This window comes from Ruegeria sp. CH6, assembly GCF_056537005.1.
In genome coordinates, this window is record NZ_JBQFQS010000020.1 from 18,695 (window position 1) to 32,925 (window position 14,231).

The window sequence follows — 14,231 nt, forward strand, 5'->3', positions numbered from 1 at the left end:
TCAGGCCCCAAAATTGCGATAGCGGCTCACAAGCCGCTCAACGCCCAACTGGATTTCAGCCGGCACTTCACCAGCTGCTGCAGCTTCGCGATTGCGAAAGAAGTGCCCGATCAGCAGACGCGCCGCCGCCTTGATGTCAGCGGGCACACCACCGACATCTGACCAACCGGCGGTGAACTGCAGGGAAAACGCATCAGGTCGTGCGGCAGATATCGGCCACTGCTGACCCTCTTTCAGCACGACATTCCAGACCCGCCCCGTCTTGACCAGCATGTAGGTGTCAGCCGGGACCGCTGAAACGGTTTCATCCGACGCAACGACATCGATCCGATCCACAGACCGAACACGCGAAAACGGCAACCTGACGCTCACGCCAAGACGAGGCAGTTTCAACGCCCACTGCTGATCAACCAGAGGGAAGCCAAGCCCGCCAAAACCGTCCTCGTCTACATCCAGAAAGGCAGAAGCGGCGCTGACCGCCCGGTTAACTTCGGCGTCGAAATCACCCTCCAACAGACGCAAGTGCGATTTGGCGTCCTCAAAGTCAACAAGATCGACTGGACCACCAGCAATCCGCTCCAACCACATTTCACTACCCCTTAATCAGACTTCTTGTCGCCAGCAGCCTTGACCGCTTTGTTTTCGACTTTCGGCGCGGGCTTGCCCCTGGCATCCGACCCGTCGCCAGATGTCTTCTGATCGTCGTCGGCGGTGGCATCCGATCCGTCACCAGATGCATGCTGGTCACTGTCGCCATCGGCGTCTTCGATGTCATCAGGATCAACCAGAACACCCGCCACAACCAGATGCGCGACATCGTGCGGATTGGCTTCGCGATTCTCACCAGCGGAATACCATTTGTCGCCCTGATGCGGGCGTTTAACGATGTACGTTTTCATGACACATACTCTCACTCTTCTGCAGTACTGAAAGACAAAAGGGGCAGCACCGTGCCGCCCCTTGTTCCCTCACCTTTCGGAGAGTTAAGCGACATAGCCCAGATCGCCGTAGATGAAGCCCTCGGGGCGATAGGTTGCCAGCGCCAAACGTTCTTCGGCCAGAATCGTAATCAGGTTTCTGGTGAAGTCGTCATTCTCATACCCGGCCTCAACCGTGGCATCCCAACGGTCGAAGAGCTGCGCGCCCATCTGGAATGCGCCGGTCAGGAACTTGTCAACGGCCATCGCCTGCGTTTCTACAACAGGCAAACGCCACAGCATTGGCCGCGCACCACCCTCAGGATCGCCAATGATATAGTTTTCATTGCCATCTTTGGTCAGCTCGATCCGCGTCCAGTCAATCGGGTTCATCACGTGACCAGTCGCAGGGTATTCAGCCAGGACGGCCTGCAGCATCGCAAGACGCATCTTGTCAATCGCGGATTCAGCAGCTGGCGCGAAAGCCGGATTGTAGTCAGTAGCCTGCGTCACAAGGCCCAAAAGGTTTTGACCGGTTCCGTCGCCGTGAAGGATTTGCACCTCTTCCCTGAAAGCCAGACCATACAAAAGACGCTGGTCAATGGTAGACCGCAACTGCGAAACATCCGACAGTGCCTGACGCGATACCTTGACGTGGTGGGCAATCACCTTCGCGTTGGCACTCATCTCTGCCAACTTGATATCGGATTGCGGCTTAAGTGCACCTTCAGCAACAGGCGCAGCATTGTTGTTGAAACCCGTCTCCTGAATGTACTCGATGCTGTTGCTATCCATACGACCGGGCGACAACAGATCGCGAACCGTCATGCGGCGCTGCGGCAGTGCCTGAATGCCGGGCAGGCGAGTGGGCTGGATAGCTGCACCAACCGCACCATCTGTATCGGTGGTCACCGTAGTCAGCGTGGCCTTGATATCCATGCGCGCTTTACTGTTGCGGCCAAAACCACCCTCACCAAAGGACTTGAATTCATCGCTTTCCGCAAAGCGCTCGCCAATCGATTTGTGGCCATCGATGTCGTCGCCGCCATCGCGATCAAGCTTTTGCTCAAGCTCATCCAGAGACGCTTTGACCGTGTTCATTTCAACCAAAGCTTCATCAACTTTGTCTTTGAGTTTGGTTGTGATTTCTTCGCCAGAATTGGCCTTGCCGAGTGCATTTTCGGCAATTTCCTTCACCGTGTCGAACTGCTTATCGAACGCGGCTTTGGTTTCCGCTGCCAGCTCAGCAGCGGTTTTCGTTTCACCAGACATGGGAAAACTCCTGAATTGCAGGTTTAGGATTGCTGGGGTTAGCCCCCGTTAAGGGCGGTGTAGAAGGCCACCGCCTCATCCGCTGGCGCAGGTTCCCCCTGCCGTTTCAGGTGGACGCGCGCGGCACGCTCCGCCTGAGAATTCGAAAGTCCCAAGGCCCCCTTGAGCAACGTTTCGAATTCGCGTTCTGACAGCCGATCCCCGGCTTTCAGACGTTCCGTAATTTCATGGGCCAACTTCATTGCCTTCACACTGGCAACGGTTGAATTCGGGTTGGCTGGAATCGAAACAACCGACACTTCGAACAGATCAAGTTCTTTCAGGAACCATGTTCCGGTGTCTTCATCGACTTCGTATTTTTTGATCCGATAGCCGATGGAAAGGCCGTCGATGTCACCCGCCTTCAAGAGCGCATGGGCCTCACGACCGCGCCGCACTTCCATGTTTAACCGGCCTTTCATCATAAGCCCGGTATCATCTTCTTCGGCGTCCAGCCACCTGCCGATGACCTCATGCGAGTCATGCTGCCAGAACAGGCGCGGCATGGTTCCATTTGCTTTGTGCCGTGCAAGGCTTTCGGCATACGCACCTTTCACAATCACATCGCCATAACTGTCTGGCTCACCGCCGAACGTGGACGCATAGCCATCGAATTCGCCGGTTTCATCATCCATTGCCTTGATCGACAAGACAGGCGCGGCGTTCTTAGCCAGCATCATCGTTTAACCCTTTCGTTTGAGACACAGGAACGTTTTGCTGTTGAATGCGCGGGATATTGCCGCCGTCAATCGGCGCGCGGTTTTCCAGCTCGCGAACCTCATTGATCGTCATGGCCCCGATCTGGATCATGGTTTGATAGAACTTTGCCCGACTGGCAGGATCACCCCGCAGCAGGCCATCCATGTTGATCCGGGCAGTGTAACCCTGCGCCCGATCGGTCGGCGTCAGCAGCTGCTTCCTGACGGCCTGTTCAAGCCGCTTCACGCGACGGCGCAAACTGAATTTGTTGAACATCAGAACTTGCTGATCAACCGATGTCGGCCAAGCCGTCGATGATCCCGCGTGCCCGATCAGAGCTGGCGGCACCTGGAAGAACCGGCAGATTTCTTCCACCGAATGCTGCCGGGTTTCCAGCATCTGGGCATCTTCAGGCGAAACACTGATTTGCTCGTAATCAATGCCACCCTCAGCCAACCAAGGCTTTCCGGCATTCATAGCGCCCTGAAAATCCTCTACGATTTTCTTAGCCTCTTCCCGCTCAGTAGGCGTCAGAAACTGCGCGAACTTTATAACGCCCGATGGCCTCAAACCATTTCGGAACATGCCCGCCGCAGCGCGATCCGCCGCCAGGGCGGATGAAAATGCCTCAACCCCATATTGCAACGTAGACATGCCACCCAACGGATTGCCGCCCGGCCCACGCACATGGAACACATCGCGATCCAGCTTTGTGAAACGCCGCCCCTGATCCGTCCAGCTGTACTGAATACGGCCACCACTAAGGCGGCGCACCGTCATCGCAGCAGGGTGAACCGGGTACATCGAAACGATGCGCCCGTCCTTCTTTGTGATCGAAGCGAACGCATCGCCCCAAAACTCCAAAGACAGATTCATGAAATCCCAGAAATCCAGCGCTGACTGATCGAAGTTTGGGCTTTCATAGATCACACCATGCAACGGATGATCCGTCGCCACGGTAGAGATGTTATCGGATCCCCGCTGAACCATTTCAAACGGCAGTGACGACAGCGTGCCGCTGATCAGGTTTCCACAAGCCCAGACCGCCGAAAGGCGCAAGCTGCTGGTTTCCGTCACCAACTCACCAGCTGCGCCTGCAGAAGAAATGCGCGGGCGGAAATTCTGGATAGAAACCCCACCAGCCGATTTCGAATTCAACCGAAGCGCCGAAAGGGTTTTGGCCCAAATTCCCATGCTCAATTCGCCCCCAAAGATTGGAAGAAGCTGCTGCGGCGCTCTTCGCTGTCGTCATGTTCTGTGACCTGACTGAGCGGCCACAGCGCGTTACACAGCGCTACTGTTCCGTCGATCTTGTCTTCGGGCATCAGCCTGGTTGGGTAGATATAGTCACCACCCTGAACCTGTTTCATAAGCGTGTTGCCCACCATCCAAGTCATCACTTCATTGCCGTCATTGATCAGTCTGTGATCATCGACACTGGCAATCAGTTTGTTGAACGGCTCATTCAGGTTCGATGCCCGCGACCTCAGCTCGACCGCGTTGATTCCAACACCTTCCCATGCTGCAGCCATCTGCGCCGCGTATTGCGCGTCATAGACAACCATTTCCACATCAAGGGCTGGCAGTTCTTCCCAACCCCATGTATCATCGCCCTGACCACACAGCTGCATCACAAGCGCCTCAACAATCCTAAGGTCCAGCTCCGCGCCCGGCGTCGTGTAAATCAGGTCTTTCCTGGCCCAAGCCCAAAGGTGTTCATTGCCCGAGGCCTCGACAATTTTCTGCGGCAGAAAATGCCAGCTGAACACCCGCATATTGCCCTTGTCGGGATCTTCTTCATCAGGAAATACAACCACAACGCTGGACGGGTCCAGACGCACACCAAGGTCAACCCCGATGATAGCCCGACGCCCGGCAAAGTCTTCGATCCGCAGCGTAGGGTCCTCGGCAGCTTTCCAAGCCGTCATGTCGATGGCTGCAGCACCAACGCTTGTCCAGATGTCCAGATGCTTGCGCAGGAACTCGCCCAATCGGCCCGGCGTTTCCTGTGCCTTGGCCCATTCGCCTTCCATATAATCCATGCGCTTGGCGACCCCCAAGCTGGGGTTAGCCTTCGCCCACGTCACCGGGTCGCCCGGTTCGTCGCCCTCATCCGCCTCAAAGATCAGGCCGAAATATCTTTCGTTTTCCCGCACACCATCAAGGATGCGTTCGACCATACGGCGCTGCTCATAGCAGACGCCCGCAACGTTGTAGCCCGCTGTGGTGATAGCGATCAGCAGCGGATGTTCACGCGCACCCAGCGCCGATTCCATCGAATCCCAGACATCCCGCTTTTCGTGTTCGTGCAGCTCATCAATGATGGCGCAGTGCGGGTTCTTCCCGTCCTTCGATTTGGTCTGACTGGCGACCGGCTGAAACACCGCCGCCGGGTCAGAGCTTTTGATTTTGTGTTCTTCAACGTTCAGTTCAACCAAGTCTTCCAGCGTGCGACCGTTCGGCATTTCCGCAGTCGCCATCACTTTGGCCCGGTCGAACACTTCGCGCGCCTGATTAGATGACGCGGCAGCGGAATAGACCTTTGCGCCAGGCTCACCATCAACCGACAGAAAGTAAAGACCCACACCTGCCAATAAGGTGGACTTTCCGTTTTTGCGTGCGACCTCGATGTAAGCCGTGCGAAAGCGGCGCAGGCCGGTGACCATATGACGCCAGCCATTCACCTGACTGATCAGGAATGCCTGCCAGCCCAACAGAACAATTGTCTGCCCCTCAGCCGCCCATCGGCCTTCAATGTGAGGAAGGCTTTCAATGAACAGACACATGTGCTCGGACATTTCCGGGTCGAACACATATGGGAATTGGTCCGTTGCCTGCCGTTTCAGGTCTTTCCGAAATCGCTTGCACGCCTGCTTGATGCGCTTGCAACTCGGAATGCGGTTGGACAGGATGTCATCGGCCCAATCCAGTGCCCGCCGGGTGATCGGTGTTTCCACCGCACAATCCAGCATGGCTTAACCCTTGGTATAGTTTTTCTTGGCCACCGGCTGAAATTGCAGCACCTTCTTTGGCTCATCCGGTTTGTCCGATTTGGGCGGCTCAAGAAGTTCCCAGAAACTGGTTTGCGTTGACTCGCCGTTTCTGGATCGGGCGTAAGGCGTTGCCAGCAGCTCGCGTTCCAATACCAACAACTTGTTTTCGTGGAATGCGCGTGACTGCTCTTTTCCCGACATGTAGTCATTGGTTTTCTCGGAGTCGGATAGCTCTTTGGCAATCTCAACCGACAAGGCGTCGAATGCAGCGCGGTGAACCGCATAGCGAATGACCAGACCAAACGAACCTTCTGAAATCCGTTTCTCGCGGTAGACCTCCGCCAAGATGCTTTCGCCATGGCGTTTCTGATCTTCGGTGAAGTGATCGGGCCAACCACCCAACCGGGCAATCAGCCAATCAACGTTGGTTGATGCAGCGGCCAAGTGACCCCCCCCCTCTAAACTAACTCGCGAAAAAATCTGTCTACCCACGCCGGTCCCGCGCCTGCAGGTTGGGAACTTTCGATACCCCCCCATGGCCTGACCGCCGTTCGATCCGTTGTTTCTTGATGTCGTGGCAAGGCTTGCAGAGCGACTGCAGCTCGCCAAACCAGAACGACGCATAGTCATCATTGTGCGGCACAACGTGGTCAGCGATGGTTGCCAGCTGCCGAGAATGCTCGGGACACATGCAACACAGCGGCGCTTTCGCCAACTGTGTCAGACGCCTGCCACCTTCACCCTTCCAAGCCTTGCGCTTGTACCACTTGCGCGACGGACGATCTGCACGCTTTGCATCAGCCTGCTTGCCACGCTCGCGCTTTTCTTCGACCGCGTGCAGCTCGCACCGCGCCGTGCCCACCTCAACCAACCGGGAACAGCCAGGCTGCGCGCATGGTTTCTTAGGCATGGCATGTCCTGAGTTTCAGCGGTGCAGGCCGGATCAGCCTTTCGGTCAGATCACACCCAAGCACGCATGGGATGTTTCAAGCGACCTGCACCGCGAAGTTAAACCGGGCTGTCCCCGGCGCGTTTCATCCCGCTCACTCCAACAGAAATGAAATACGCCCAAACACTGCATAGTGCCGGGCGCATTTGTAGATGATGCATATTTAGTACGATGCTGTCGTACTAACGGTCAAGACCCTTTTTCATGCGCGACCTCTACCGCACCCCTAACCGCGTTCAACGCGGCCCGCACCAAGCTCGACCGACTGAATGCCCGAAGACCTTGGCCCCATCATCCTGTTCAGCACCTTCGACAGTGCAGCCATCAACGCCTTGATGTGTTTGCCCTGCGCCAGATGCCCAGCCTTCACCCAACCATGGACGAGCAACACATCGGACATGCTCTGATCCTCCAGACAGACCATATCAACCAAACGCCGATCCATGATGGTTGCCCGTGATCCGGTCTCAGACGGACGAATACGCCGCACCTCTTTCGCAACGCCCGTGCCAATGCGCCGATGCAATAAATCCAGCCGCAGCCGATCCCGCAGCACAGCATCCATGAACTCACCACCATCGCCACCGGAGTGCGACAGGCTTTCCATGGACGAACACTTGACGCCTGCACACGCATGCTTCTCGGTCAGGTCACGATAAAACCGCCCCATAGCAACCTGACCAGAGCTAAGAGGCGGCTGAAACACTGGCCAATCCTTTTCTGGCTTGCGCTCTTTCTTGGCCCTGGCCACCGCCCGCGTGTGCGCCGCCTTAGCCTTCTGGTGCATCACATCAAAGACATCGGCCCGCTGCAGTGTTTTGCGGCCCATGTATCCCGCGCGCTTCTGCTCAAACCCATCTTCACCTTTGGGATACAAAGCCGTAGTCTCAAACATCCGCACCGGCCCGCGCGCCGGGGCCTCGGGAACCGCTGGCCCAACCTCTTCGGGCACATGACCTCTGGCCTTCACCTCGGCAATACGATCAGCCTCTTCACCCAGAACCCGCCGTGCCCGCATGATTGCATTGGTATCAGGTCTCATGTTCATGCTGCCCCTCCATGATCTTCAGGGATGACTTTAGCTTTGATGATAGCCAGAACGCGCCGCCACGCTCACAGCGATTTCCCTGCGGCCTCTGCAGGTGACAGGTAAGGCAGAACCACAGAGCCGAAACGCTCAACCATCATGAACTGCGCATCGTCTCGATATGTGGACTCCCACTGACGGACACTGGCATAGCGGTACTGATCCAGCATGCTCTCGGAAATGAGATCGGCGTTCAGTGCCCGCACTCCCGCCTCACCCCAAATAACTTTCTCAGAAACACTGTCCCCCGCTTCCATTTTGTGGACCGCAAGTTTTACCTCATCGGTCCTGAACGATTGCAACGGGGTGCGCTTTGATCCGTGAGAAGACAGGATGTTTTCCACAAAAACACTCTGCGAAGGCCAAGCGTAGCTGCTGTGCGTATCCGCAACCTTCTCAAGCACCTTTTTGAGCGTGGCGTTGAATTCATCCCGAACCGTAACAGGCAAGTGCCGCGCCATCGCCTCGGCTATGGAAAGCATGGTCGCGTCCTGCGCATCCTGTGACATACCCCGCGGTGGAGTGTAGCGATCAAGGAACTTGCTGATTTCGGCCAGTGCAGAATCTCTGCGTTCTTCAAACTTCATCGCATTTCCTCCTCAGCTTTGATTTTGGCCTGGATACGCTTGAGGGCTTCCTTCGACGCTGAGAAACCAGATGGAGTTTTTTTCCGTCTCGCCCCCCTTGCCGAGTTAGGGGGGATAGGGGGGTTATATTTTATTACTGGTTCCCTTACAGGGTTAGTGTGCAAATTTTGCACATGGCTTTTACGTGAATTTGCACATGGCTTTGACGTAGATTTGCACATGGCTCCGTGTGCAGATTTTGCACATGGGTCGGCGGTTTGTTCTCGCTTTGATCCGTGTGCAGGTTTTGCACATGGGTCGGCGGTTTGTTCTCGCTTTGATCCGTGTGCAGGTTTTGCACATGGGTCACTAGATATGGGCATGAAGTCTCCTTCAAACCCCAAGATATAGCGTGTCGATTTCCGCCGCTTCGTCTTGGAATCCACCTGTTTGACGCGCCGGATCAAACCACACGCTTCGAGCTTGTCGAGTTGATCGTTCACGCTTCGACGGCTCATTTCGCAGTCGGATGCGAGCGTATCTTGCGAGGGAAAACACCCATGATCAGGGTGGTAACGATCGCAAAGTTGCCAAAGCACGATCTTGCTGGCAGGTGAAATCCCCCGCTGCTTGACCGCCCAATTGGTGGCTTCATGGCTCATATCTTACCTCCACGCACACCCAGACAGCCCCCTGAGGGGCTGACTGATGTGCTTTGCTGTTGGGTTGGAATCAGGCGGTCAGACGCCAGTTGCCCCGGCTGGAACTGTACAGGGCATAAATTTTGCCCTGTTCCCATCCTTTGGGATATGCGACGGCGGTCAACTCCCCGCACAGCATGAGTAGCGCATCGTCCATCTTGAAGCCCTCCGGGACCGTTGCCCGCAATGCCCCGCGCAGCGCGGCCAGCGAGGCGCAGACAGGATCGGTCCCGGACGCGACCTGAGTTGCAGCAGCGCCCGCAGGCAAAGCCGCAGCGAGGGAGCGAAGAAATAAACGACGATTGAGTTTGTTCGGCATGTGATTGCCTCCTCGTGACAGTTTCTAAAACTGACCACTGAGGTGCTAATCTCTGGTGGCCAGAACGAACAGGGTTAGCACTACCGCTGTCACGAGGCGCACTCGTTTTCGGCCTCCCGAAGGAGCCCTGAACGCTCTGACCATAGAAAAACCGCGCATTTTCAGCGCGGTCAGAGCGCCATTCGACAGACAGGGTGCTAATCCTAGCACCAGACCGTTTCGCCTGATGCAAAGCCACCATGCCCATCTCTGGCGCGTTTGTCAATCTGGTGATGGCAGACATCATTCACCCCCGCCAATCGCCACATCGGCAAGCTCACGCGCATCCGCCTCTTCGGGCGTGAAGACACGCGCGCCGATCCGCTCGAATTGTTCCGGGGGATAAACGCTACCCGCAGTGGACAGAAAACGACCAGCGCTAAACCGCCAGACCGCCCAATAGCTGCCTGGCAACCTGCCCAAATAGCAGGCCCCGTCGAGCAGCCCGGCAGCTGGTGTAAGCGACCGGAACATCACTCCGCGCCCTCAGTGGCGATTTCTCGAATAGTCCGTTTTTTCCAGTTCGGGCGGCTGGTCATCGTTCATCCTCCGGTAACTTTGCCTCTAGGTCATCGAAGTGATGCGCCAGCCGCCGCAGTTCGGTTCCCATGCCCTTCTTGATGTGACCCGAGAACAAAGCCGGTTTCTTTTCTGCGTCTTCCACATTTGGAAACAGCGCGAAGGTGATCCCATGCTCACGATGATCTGTGACACGGAAAAGCACATGCCCAACCTCAAAGCGCTCTTGCGAATTAAGTCTTGGCCGACCCGCCATCAGGCGCCCTCACTCAACTCTGCCATCCGCTCACGGTAGCCGCGCAGGATATATTCGGCATCCAACCCCGCCAGCGCACAGATCAGGTGAAACCGCCTGGAGCCAAAGAATTTGCGGGCTTGACGCTGATCCAGCGTGTCCTTCCTGCCCGGTGCCGTTGCATCTGAAAAAGCCGCCCGAAGTACCTCGCACCACAAATCGCGACAAGCCTGTGCCTGTTCGTCGTGAACCGGTAATACAGGCCCTACAAAATGGTTCATCGCGCATCCCCTGGTTGGTTGGGTAAATTCATCAGGAACACACGCCGGCTGGTTGCCAGCGCAACCCGGACCTCGGCCCAGATACCATCGCTTTCTGCCCAGCCCTCAAAGGTCGGAACAATGACAACATCCGATACCCGCAGCAGCGGCCAGCACCACCGGGCCCAGAAATCGTCATCCAGTGGGTCTGGGGCCAGATTGATCAAATCCGCATGGATCATTTCAACAGCCTGAATGATCGGCGAAACCGCCGTGACACCTTCGCGCGCCAGATCCCGCGCACACTGTGCCGCCCGGCTCGAACATTCAGATGACGCCGAAGGGCACCAGTCGCCCCCGTCAGAAACCGCAACCTTTGTGTAAGGCGTCGCCAGGTAACACAGCCGCCCCCGGCAATCGCCCGCAATCAGGCTCAGGGACCAGTCATGGATAAACAAACCCGCCCCGGAATAGTGATCAAAGGCAGGATGCGACCAGTCGCGCGCGGCAGGCAGGGCAGAGGACAACTTGGCTATTTCCCCGCCCTGCTCGAAACCGCCCCGGTAGCTGGCGTTTTCCGACCCGTTTCCGATCTTTCGGTCACCGACTGAATCAGGGCAACATAGTCCTGCGAACTGGCAATATCCCGGAGGATCAGATGCCGAATATATCCCGCCTGCGTCATGCCCTTGGCCTCAACGACCACAAGCATTGCGTTGTACTGCCCGTCTGTCAGCGTGGTTTTCGCCTCAAAATCCTTCATCCCGATACCTCCCGGAATGCAGGGGCAGGGTTGGCGGCCATGCAGGGGCGTCTCTCGGTCGAACTCTCGTTAAATCGAGCGATATAGACGGATACCTTTTCAAAGGTATTGCGGGTCCATCCCCTACCTTTCCTCAGATCAAAGACGAAGTTCGGATTTCCCATAACCTCGCGTCCAAAAGCAGTTGGAGACTTACCAGTGGCCTCCAAGTGCGTTTCGATAGTTTCCAATAAGTCCAACATAAGGGTTGGATATATGATAAATCACACGTGGTCAATATGGTATATCATATTTGCACCACCATCAAAAAGTATGAAAAACACTATCATGGACATAGAAGCCGCCAACGCGCTGATCATTCGCAACATCAGGTCGCTGATCGAAGAGACCGGAACAAACCCCAGCCGCCTGGCCAAAGAGGCCGGGCTCGGCCACACATCTATTCGCGATATTTTATCCAGCACATCCAGCAGCCCCCGTTACGGAACATTAATTAAGATTGCAAATGCACTAGGCGTTGATGTCCGACGGATTACGATTGGCCCCGGTTTCGAAAAGGCCGATCCGCATGATGTCGAGCTGCTTGATCTATTGCATCAGCTAGAACCATCAGAGCGTCGGTTTCTGATAAACGCCGCAAAAGCTCAAATCGCAGATCGGCGCGTCTCTCCCCCAAAACCTGACGAAGAGCCTGAATAGCTTCTTTGCGCTGTTTTTCTTTCAAAGCGGCCTGCATGGCCTGATGATTTGCTAAATTTGTCACTTCAACTCCGGGTTTTGCCGCATGGAAGCAAGCGGCTATAGTGTTGTCTGCTCTCTGCTCGTTAATTCTTCCTGGAAAACAAAATACTTATTAAGGAGCCACGAATCGTCCTGCGTCTCTTTAAGTAGCATCTATGCTTGGTTGCTTCAGGAAGGCCTGAAGCAACCAAGCATCTATGATTGGTTGTACCAGCCACAAATGCGGGATTTCCCGTAATCGGCTTATTTTTAAGGTTTTGTTCAGATTGTTTTAGGATGCGTTTTGCAATCTGGTCCGGACATTGCAGCGCCTGCCGTCTGATTTTCGCCCTCAGCATAAAAGACCAGCAAAGCAGCCTGACTGACCCCGCGCCCACCGAATACCCACGTACTTCAGCACCCCGAACACACGGGAAAGGCGTACACGTGCTCCCCGGTGATAACGATAACAACACCTTGCGCACCGCCCCAAACATCCCGGCACCCATTCGGCAGCCGGGACACCGAGTGCCGCCGCCGCCAACCTCGCCCATCGCAAATGCCGGAATGCACCAGGATTTCAGGGCAATCCACGACCTTTCGGAGACTTCACCGATGTAACGAAAGCGTGATGCCATCGATTGGTCATATCAGGCCTTCAACCGCCTTTTTTCACCATCGTCCGTACAGGCCCGAAGGGCCAAGCCCGATATTGGTGTGGATTTTCCCTCGAATTGAGTGACATGATTCGCATTCACCAGTGAGAATCCAGCATCAAAGCCACACTTGCAGGTATGTTTTATCATATTTATTTCTTGATGAATGATAAATCATACATTACGGTCCTCAATCACGACACAACCCCCGGAGGCCACGATGCACCCCCCTGCACCCCTTGCTGCCAATCGCCCGGATGCGCCCTTGATGCGGCGCATCCGGGCAAAGGTGCGCCTGCACGCCAAACGCATGGGCCACACCGGCCCCGCCCCGCTGATCCTGATCGACGCCGATCAGAGCAAGGCAAAACCCGCAAAAGGACGGACACCTCAATGACCCCTCATTTTGACCGCTTGCTTTCGTTTCTGATCAACCTTGAATGCCTTGATGCGGAGGGCCGCAAAGATGCCGTTGCAAATGAGGCGCTGGAAACCGGGGGAACCTATACCCAGCCGCTGCCGGAAATGAACGACAGCAGCCACCTGTTTGAGCTGCAGCTGTATGGCGTGACCGCCCTTGGCCACAGCCAGGAGGATGCAATTCGCGGATGGCAGAAAGCTGCTGCGCGCCTGTCTCTGGACACAGATTTAGCATCGGCTGACCCATTCCCCTGAGTTTCAGGAATGGAGCGGAAAATACTGGCAGGCCGTCGCCTACGACGAGGGCTTCACGGATCAACTTAACCCAAAGGACCAAACATCATGAACGCTCAAACCCCAATAATCGCGCAACAGGTTTTGATCGCAGCAAACGAGCTGCGCAATGCAACTGCCAGATTTCAGCACGTTATGGAACGGATCAATATAGTCCCCGTTCTCGGCACTGTGAAAATCACCGGGAAGGCTGGCAGTCAAACGGTAACCATGTCGGGCACCAACTTGGATATCTACCTGCACCAAGCTGTTGAAGCCGAGGTTGCGCGCGACTTTGACCACACGATTCCGCTGCAAACACTGGCAGCAATTGCCAACGGCGCATCCGGGTTGGTCAGCCTGAACGCGGATGGGGACGTGCTTACCATGTCTGCGGATGAATTGACCGCAACCATTCGCTTGGTCAGCAAGCCCGAGGATTTCCCTTGGCTCACTGAAGGGGACATGAAAGACCTCACAGATGCACCTACGACGCCAATCAGCGAACCAGAGCTGCACCGTCTGTTCACACTCGGCAAACACTGCATCAGCTCCGAGGAAACGCGCTACTATCTCAACGGTTCCTTTCTCACCAAAAACCCAGACACAAACACGCTGCGGTCAGTAACCACTGACGGGCACCGCCTAAGCGTGATCGACACAGACACCCCAACAGACAACGCACCCGACGTGATCATCCACAGAAAAGCGGTCCTAGAGCGCGTCTGGCTCAATTGGTTTCATATCCTGCGGCCTGGAAGAAGTTGTAGCACTCGTCTGGGGTGAACATGTCGCAGACTGCGC

Annotated in this window: 21 protein-coding genes; 4 read left to right on the plus strand and 17 right to left on the minus strand. The window is 55.9% G+C overall.

Features of this window, described 5'->3' with window-relative positions; genetic code table 11:
• The 17 genes from ACR0CW_RS21700 to ACR0CW_RS21780 form a co-directional block, all read right to left on the minus strand.
• Positions 1 to 588: a head-tail connector protein gene (locus ACR0CW_RS21700; protein WP_480789383.1), complete on the minus strand. Its 588-nt coding sequence runs from the start codon at positions 586 to 588 to the stop codon at positions 1 to 3.
• A gap of 11 nt (positions 589 to 599) precedes the next feature.
• On the minus strand, positions 600 to 899 hold the full coding sequence (locus tag ACR0CW_RS21705; protein ID WP_480789384.1) for a hypothetical protein: 300 nt from the start codon (positions 897 to 899) through the stop codon (positions 600 to 602).
• A gap of 84 nt (positions 900 to 983) precedes the next feature.
• Entirely contained in the window at positions 984 to 2,189 is a 1,206-nt protein-coding gene (locus ACR0CW_RS21710) for a phage major capsid protein (protein ID WP_480789385.1), read from the minus strand.
• A 38-nt stretch (positions 2,190 to 2,227) separates the two neighbouring features.
• The gene (locus ACR0CW_RS21715; protein ID WP_480789386.1) at positions 2,228 to 2,905 is read right to left on the minus strand and encodes an HK97 family phage prohead protease; all 678 of its coding nucleotides are present in this window, start codon (positions 2,903 to 2,905) and stop codon (positions 2,228 to 2,230) included.
• Entirely contained in the window at positions 2,895 to 4,121 is a 1,227-nt protein-coding gene (locus tag ACR0CW_RS21720) for a phage portal protein (protein ID WP_480789387.1), read from the minus strand. The genes ACR0CW_RS21715 and ACR0CW_RS21720 overlap by 11 nt, the downstream gene beginning before the upstream one ends.
• A 2-nt stretch (positions 4,122 to 4,123) precedes the next feature.
• On the minus strand, positions 4,124 to 5,899 hold the full coding sequence (locus ACR0CW_RS21725) for a terminase large subunit (protein WP_480789388.1): 1,776 nt from the start codon (positions 5,897 to 5,899) through the stop codon (positions 4,124 to 4,126).
• A gap of 3 nt (positions 5,900 to 5,902) precedes the next feature.
• Positions 5,903 to 6,364, minus strand: a complete 462-nt coding sequence (locus ACR0CW_RS21730) for a hypothetical protein (RefSeq protein WP_480789389.1) — start codon at positions 6,362 to 6,364, stop codon at positions 5,903 to 5,905.
• A 40-nt stretch (positions 6,365 to 6,404) separates the two neighbouring features.
• Positions 6,405 to 6,830, minus strand: a complete 426-nt coding sequence (locus ACR0CW_RS21735) for a hypothetical protein (RefSeq protein WP_480789390.1) — start codon at positions 6,828 to 6,830, stop codon at positions 6,405 to 6,407.
• A gap of 265 nt (positions 6,831 to 7,095) precedes the next feature.
• The gene (locus ACR0CW_RS21740; RefSeq protein ID WP_480789391.1) at positions 7,096 to 7,917 is read right to left on the minus strand and encodes a hypothetical protein; all 822 of its coding nucleotides are present in this window, start codon (positions 7,915 to 7,917) and stop codon (positions 7,096 to 7,098) included.
• Positions 7,918 to 7,982: 65 nt separating this feature from the next.
• Positions 7,983 to 8,543 (minus strand): hypothetical protein, encoded by a 561-nt coding sequence (locus ACR0CW_RS21745; protein WP_480789392.1) that lies wholly within the window; start codon positions 8,541 to 8,543, stop codon positions 7,983 to 7,985.
• The gene (locus ACR0CW_RS21750; RefSeq protein ID WP_480789393.1) at positions 8,540 to 9,184 is read right to left on the minus strand and encodes a helix-turn-helix domain-containing protein; all 645 of its coding nucleotides are present in this window, start codon (positions 9,182 to 9,184) and stop codon (positions 8,540 to 8,542) included. The genes ACR0CW_RS21745 and ACR0CW_RS21750 overlap by 4 nt, the downstream gene beginning before the upstream one ends.
• 70 nt (positions 9,185 to 9,254) lie before the next feature.
• Complete coding sequence (locus tag ACR0CW_RS21755; protein WP_480789394.1) at positions 9,255 to 9,542, minus strand: hypothetical protein; 288 nt, start codon at positions 9,540 to 9,542, stop codon at positions 9,255 to 9,257.
• 282 nt (positions 9,543 to 9,824) lie between these two features.
• Positions 9,825 to 10,055 (minus strand): hypothetical protein, encoded by a 231-nt coding sequence (locus ACR0CW_RS21760; RefSeq protein ID WP_480789395.1) that lies wholly within the window; start codon positions 10,053 to 10,055, stop codon positions 9,825 to 9,827.
• Between the two features lie 61 nt (positions 10,056 to 10,116).
• Entirely contained in the window at positions 10,117 to 10,356 is a 240-nt protein-coding gene (locus tag ACR0CW_RS21765; protein ID WP_480789396.1) for a hypothetical protein, read from the minus strand.
• Entirely contained in the window at positions 10,356 to 10,616 is a 261-nt protein-coding gene (locus ACR0CW_RS21770) for a hypothetical protein (protein ID WP_480789397.1), read from the minus strand. The genes ACR0CW_RS21765 and ACR0CW_RS21770 overlap by 1 nt, the downstream gene beginning before the upstream one ends.
• The gene (locus ACR0CW_RS21775) at positions 10,613 to 11,122 is read right to left on the minus strand and encodes a DUF1937 family protein (protein WP_480789398.1); all 510 of its coding nucleotides are present in this window, start codon (positions 11,120 to 11,122) and stop codon (positions 10,613 to 10,615) included. The genes ACR0CW_RS21770 and ACR0CW_RS21775 overlap by 4 nt, the downstream gene beginning before the upstream one ends.
• Positions 11,123 to 11,127: 5 nt before the next feature.
• Positions 11,128 to 11,358: a hypothetical protein gene (locus ACR0CW_RS21780; RefSeq protein ID WP_480789399.1), complete on the minus strand. Its 231-nt coding sequence runs from the start codon at positions 11,356 to 11,358 to the stop codon at positions 11,128 to 11,130.
• Between the two features lie 312 nt (positions 11,359 to 11,670).
• Between ACR0CW_RS21780 and ACR0CW_RS21785 the strand changes: the two genes are divergently transcribed.
• From ACR0CW_RS21785 to ACR0CW_RS21800, 4 genes are all read left to right on the plus strand, one after another.
• The gene (locus tag ACR0CW_RS21785) at positions 11,671 to 12,057 is read left to right on the plus strand and encodes a helix-turn-helix domain-containing protein (protein ID WP_480789400.1); all 387 of its coding nucleotides are present in this window, start codon (positions 11,671 to 11,673) and stop codon (positions 12,055 to 12,057) included.
• 897 nt (positions 12,058 to 12,954) lie between these two features.
• Positions 12,955 to 13,131, plus strand: coding sequence for a hypothetical protein (locus tag ACR0CW_RS21790; RefSeq protein ID WP_480789401.1), 177 nt, complete (start codon positions 12,955 to 12,957; stop codon positions 13,129 to 13,131).
• Complete coding sequence (locus ACR0CW_RS21795) at positions 13,128 to 13,409, plus strand: hypothetical protein (protein WP_480789402.1); 282 nt, start codon at positions 13,128 to 13,130, stop codon at positions 13,407 to 13,409. The genes ACR0CW_RS21790 and ACR0CW_RS21795 overlap by 4 nt, the downstream gene beginning before the upstream one ends.
• Before the next feature lie 87 nt (positions 13,410 to 13,496).
• Entirely contained in the window at positions 13,497 to 14,213 is a 717-nt protein-coding gene (locus ACR0CW_RS21800) for a DNA polymerase III subunit beta family protein (protein ID WP_480789403.1), read from the plus strand.
• Positions 14,214 to 14,231: the final 18 nt, after the last annotated feature.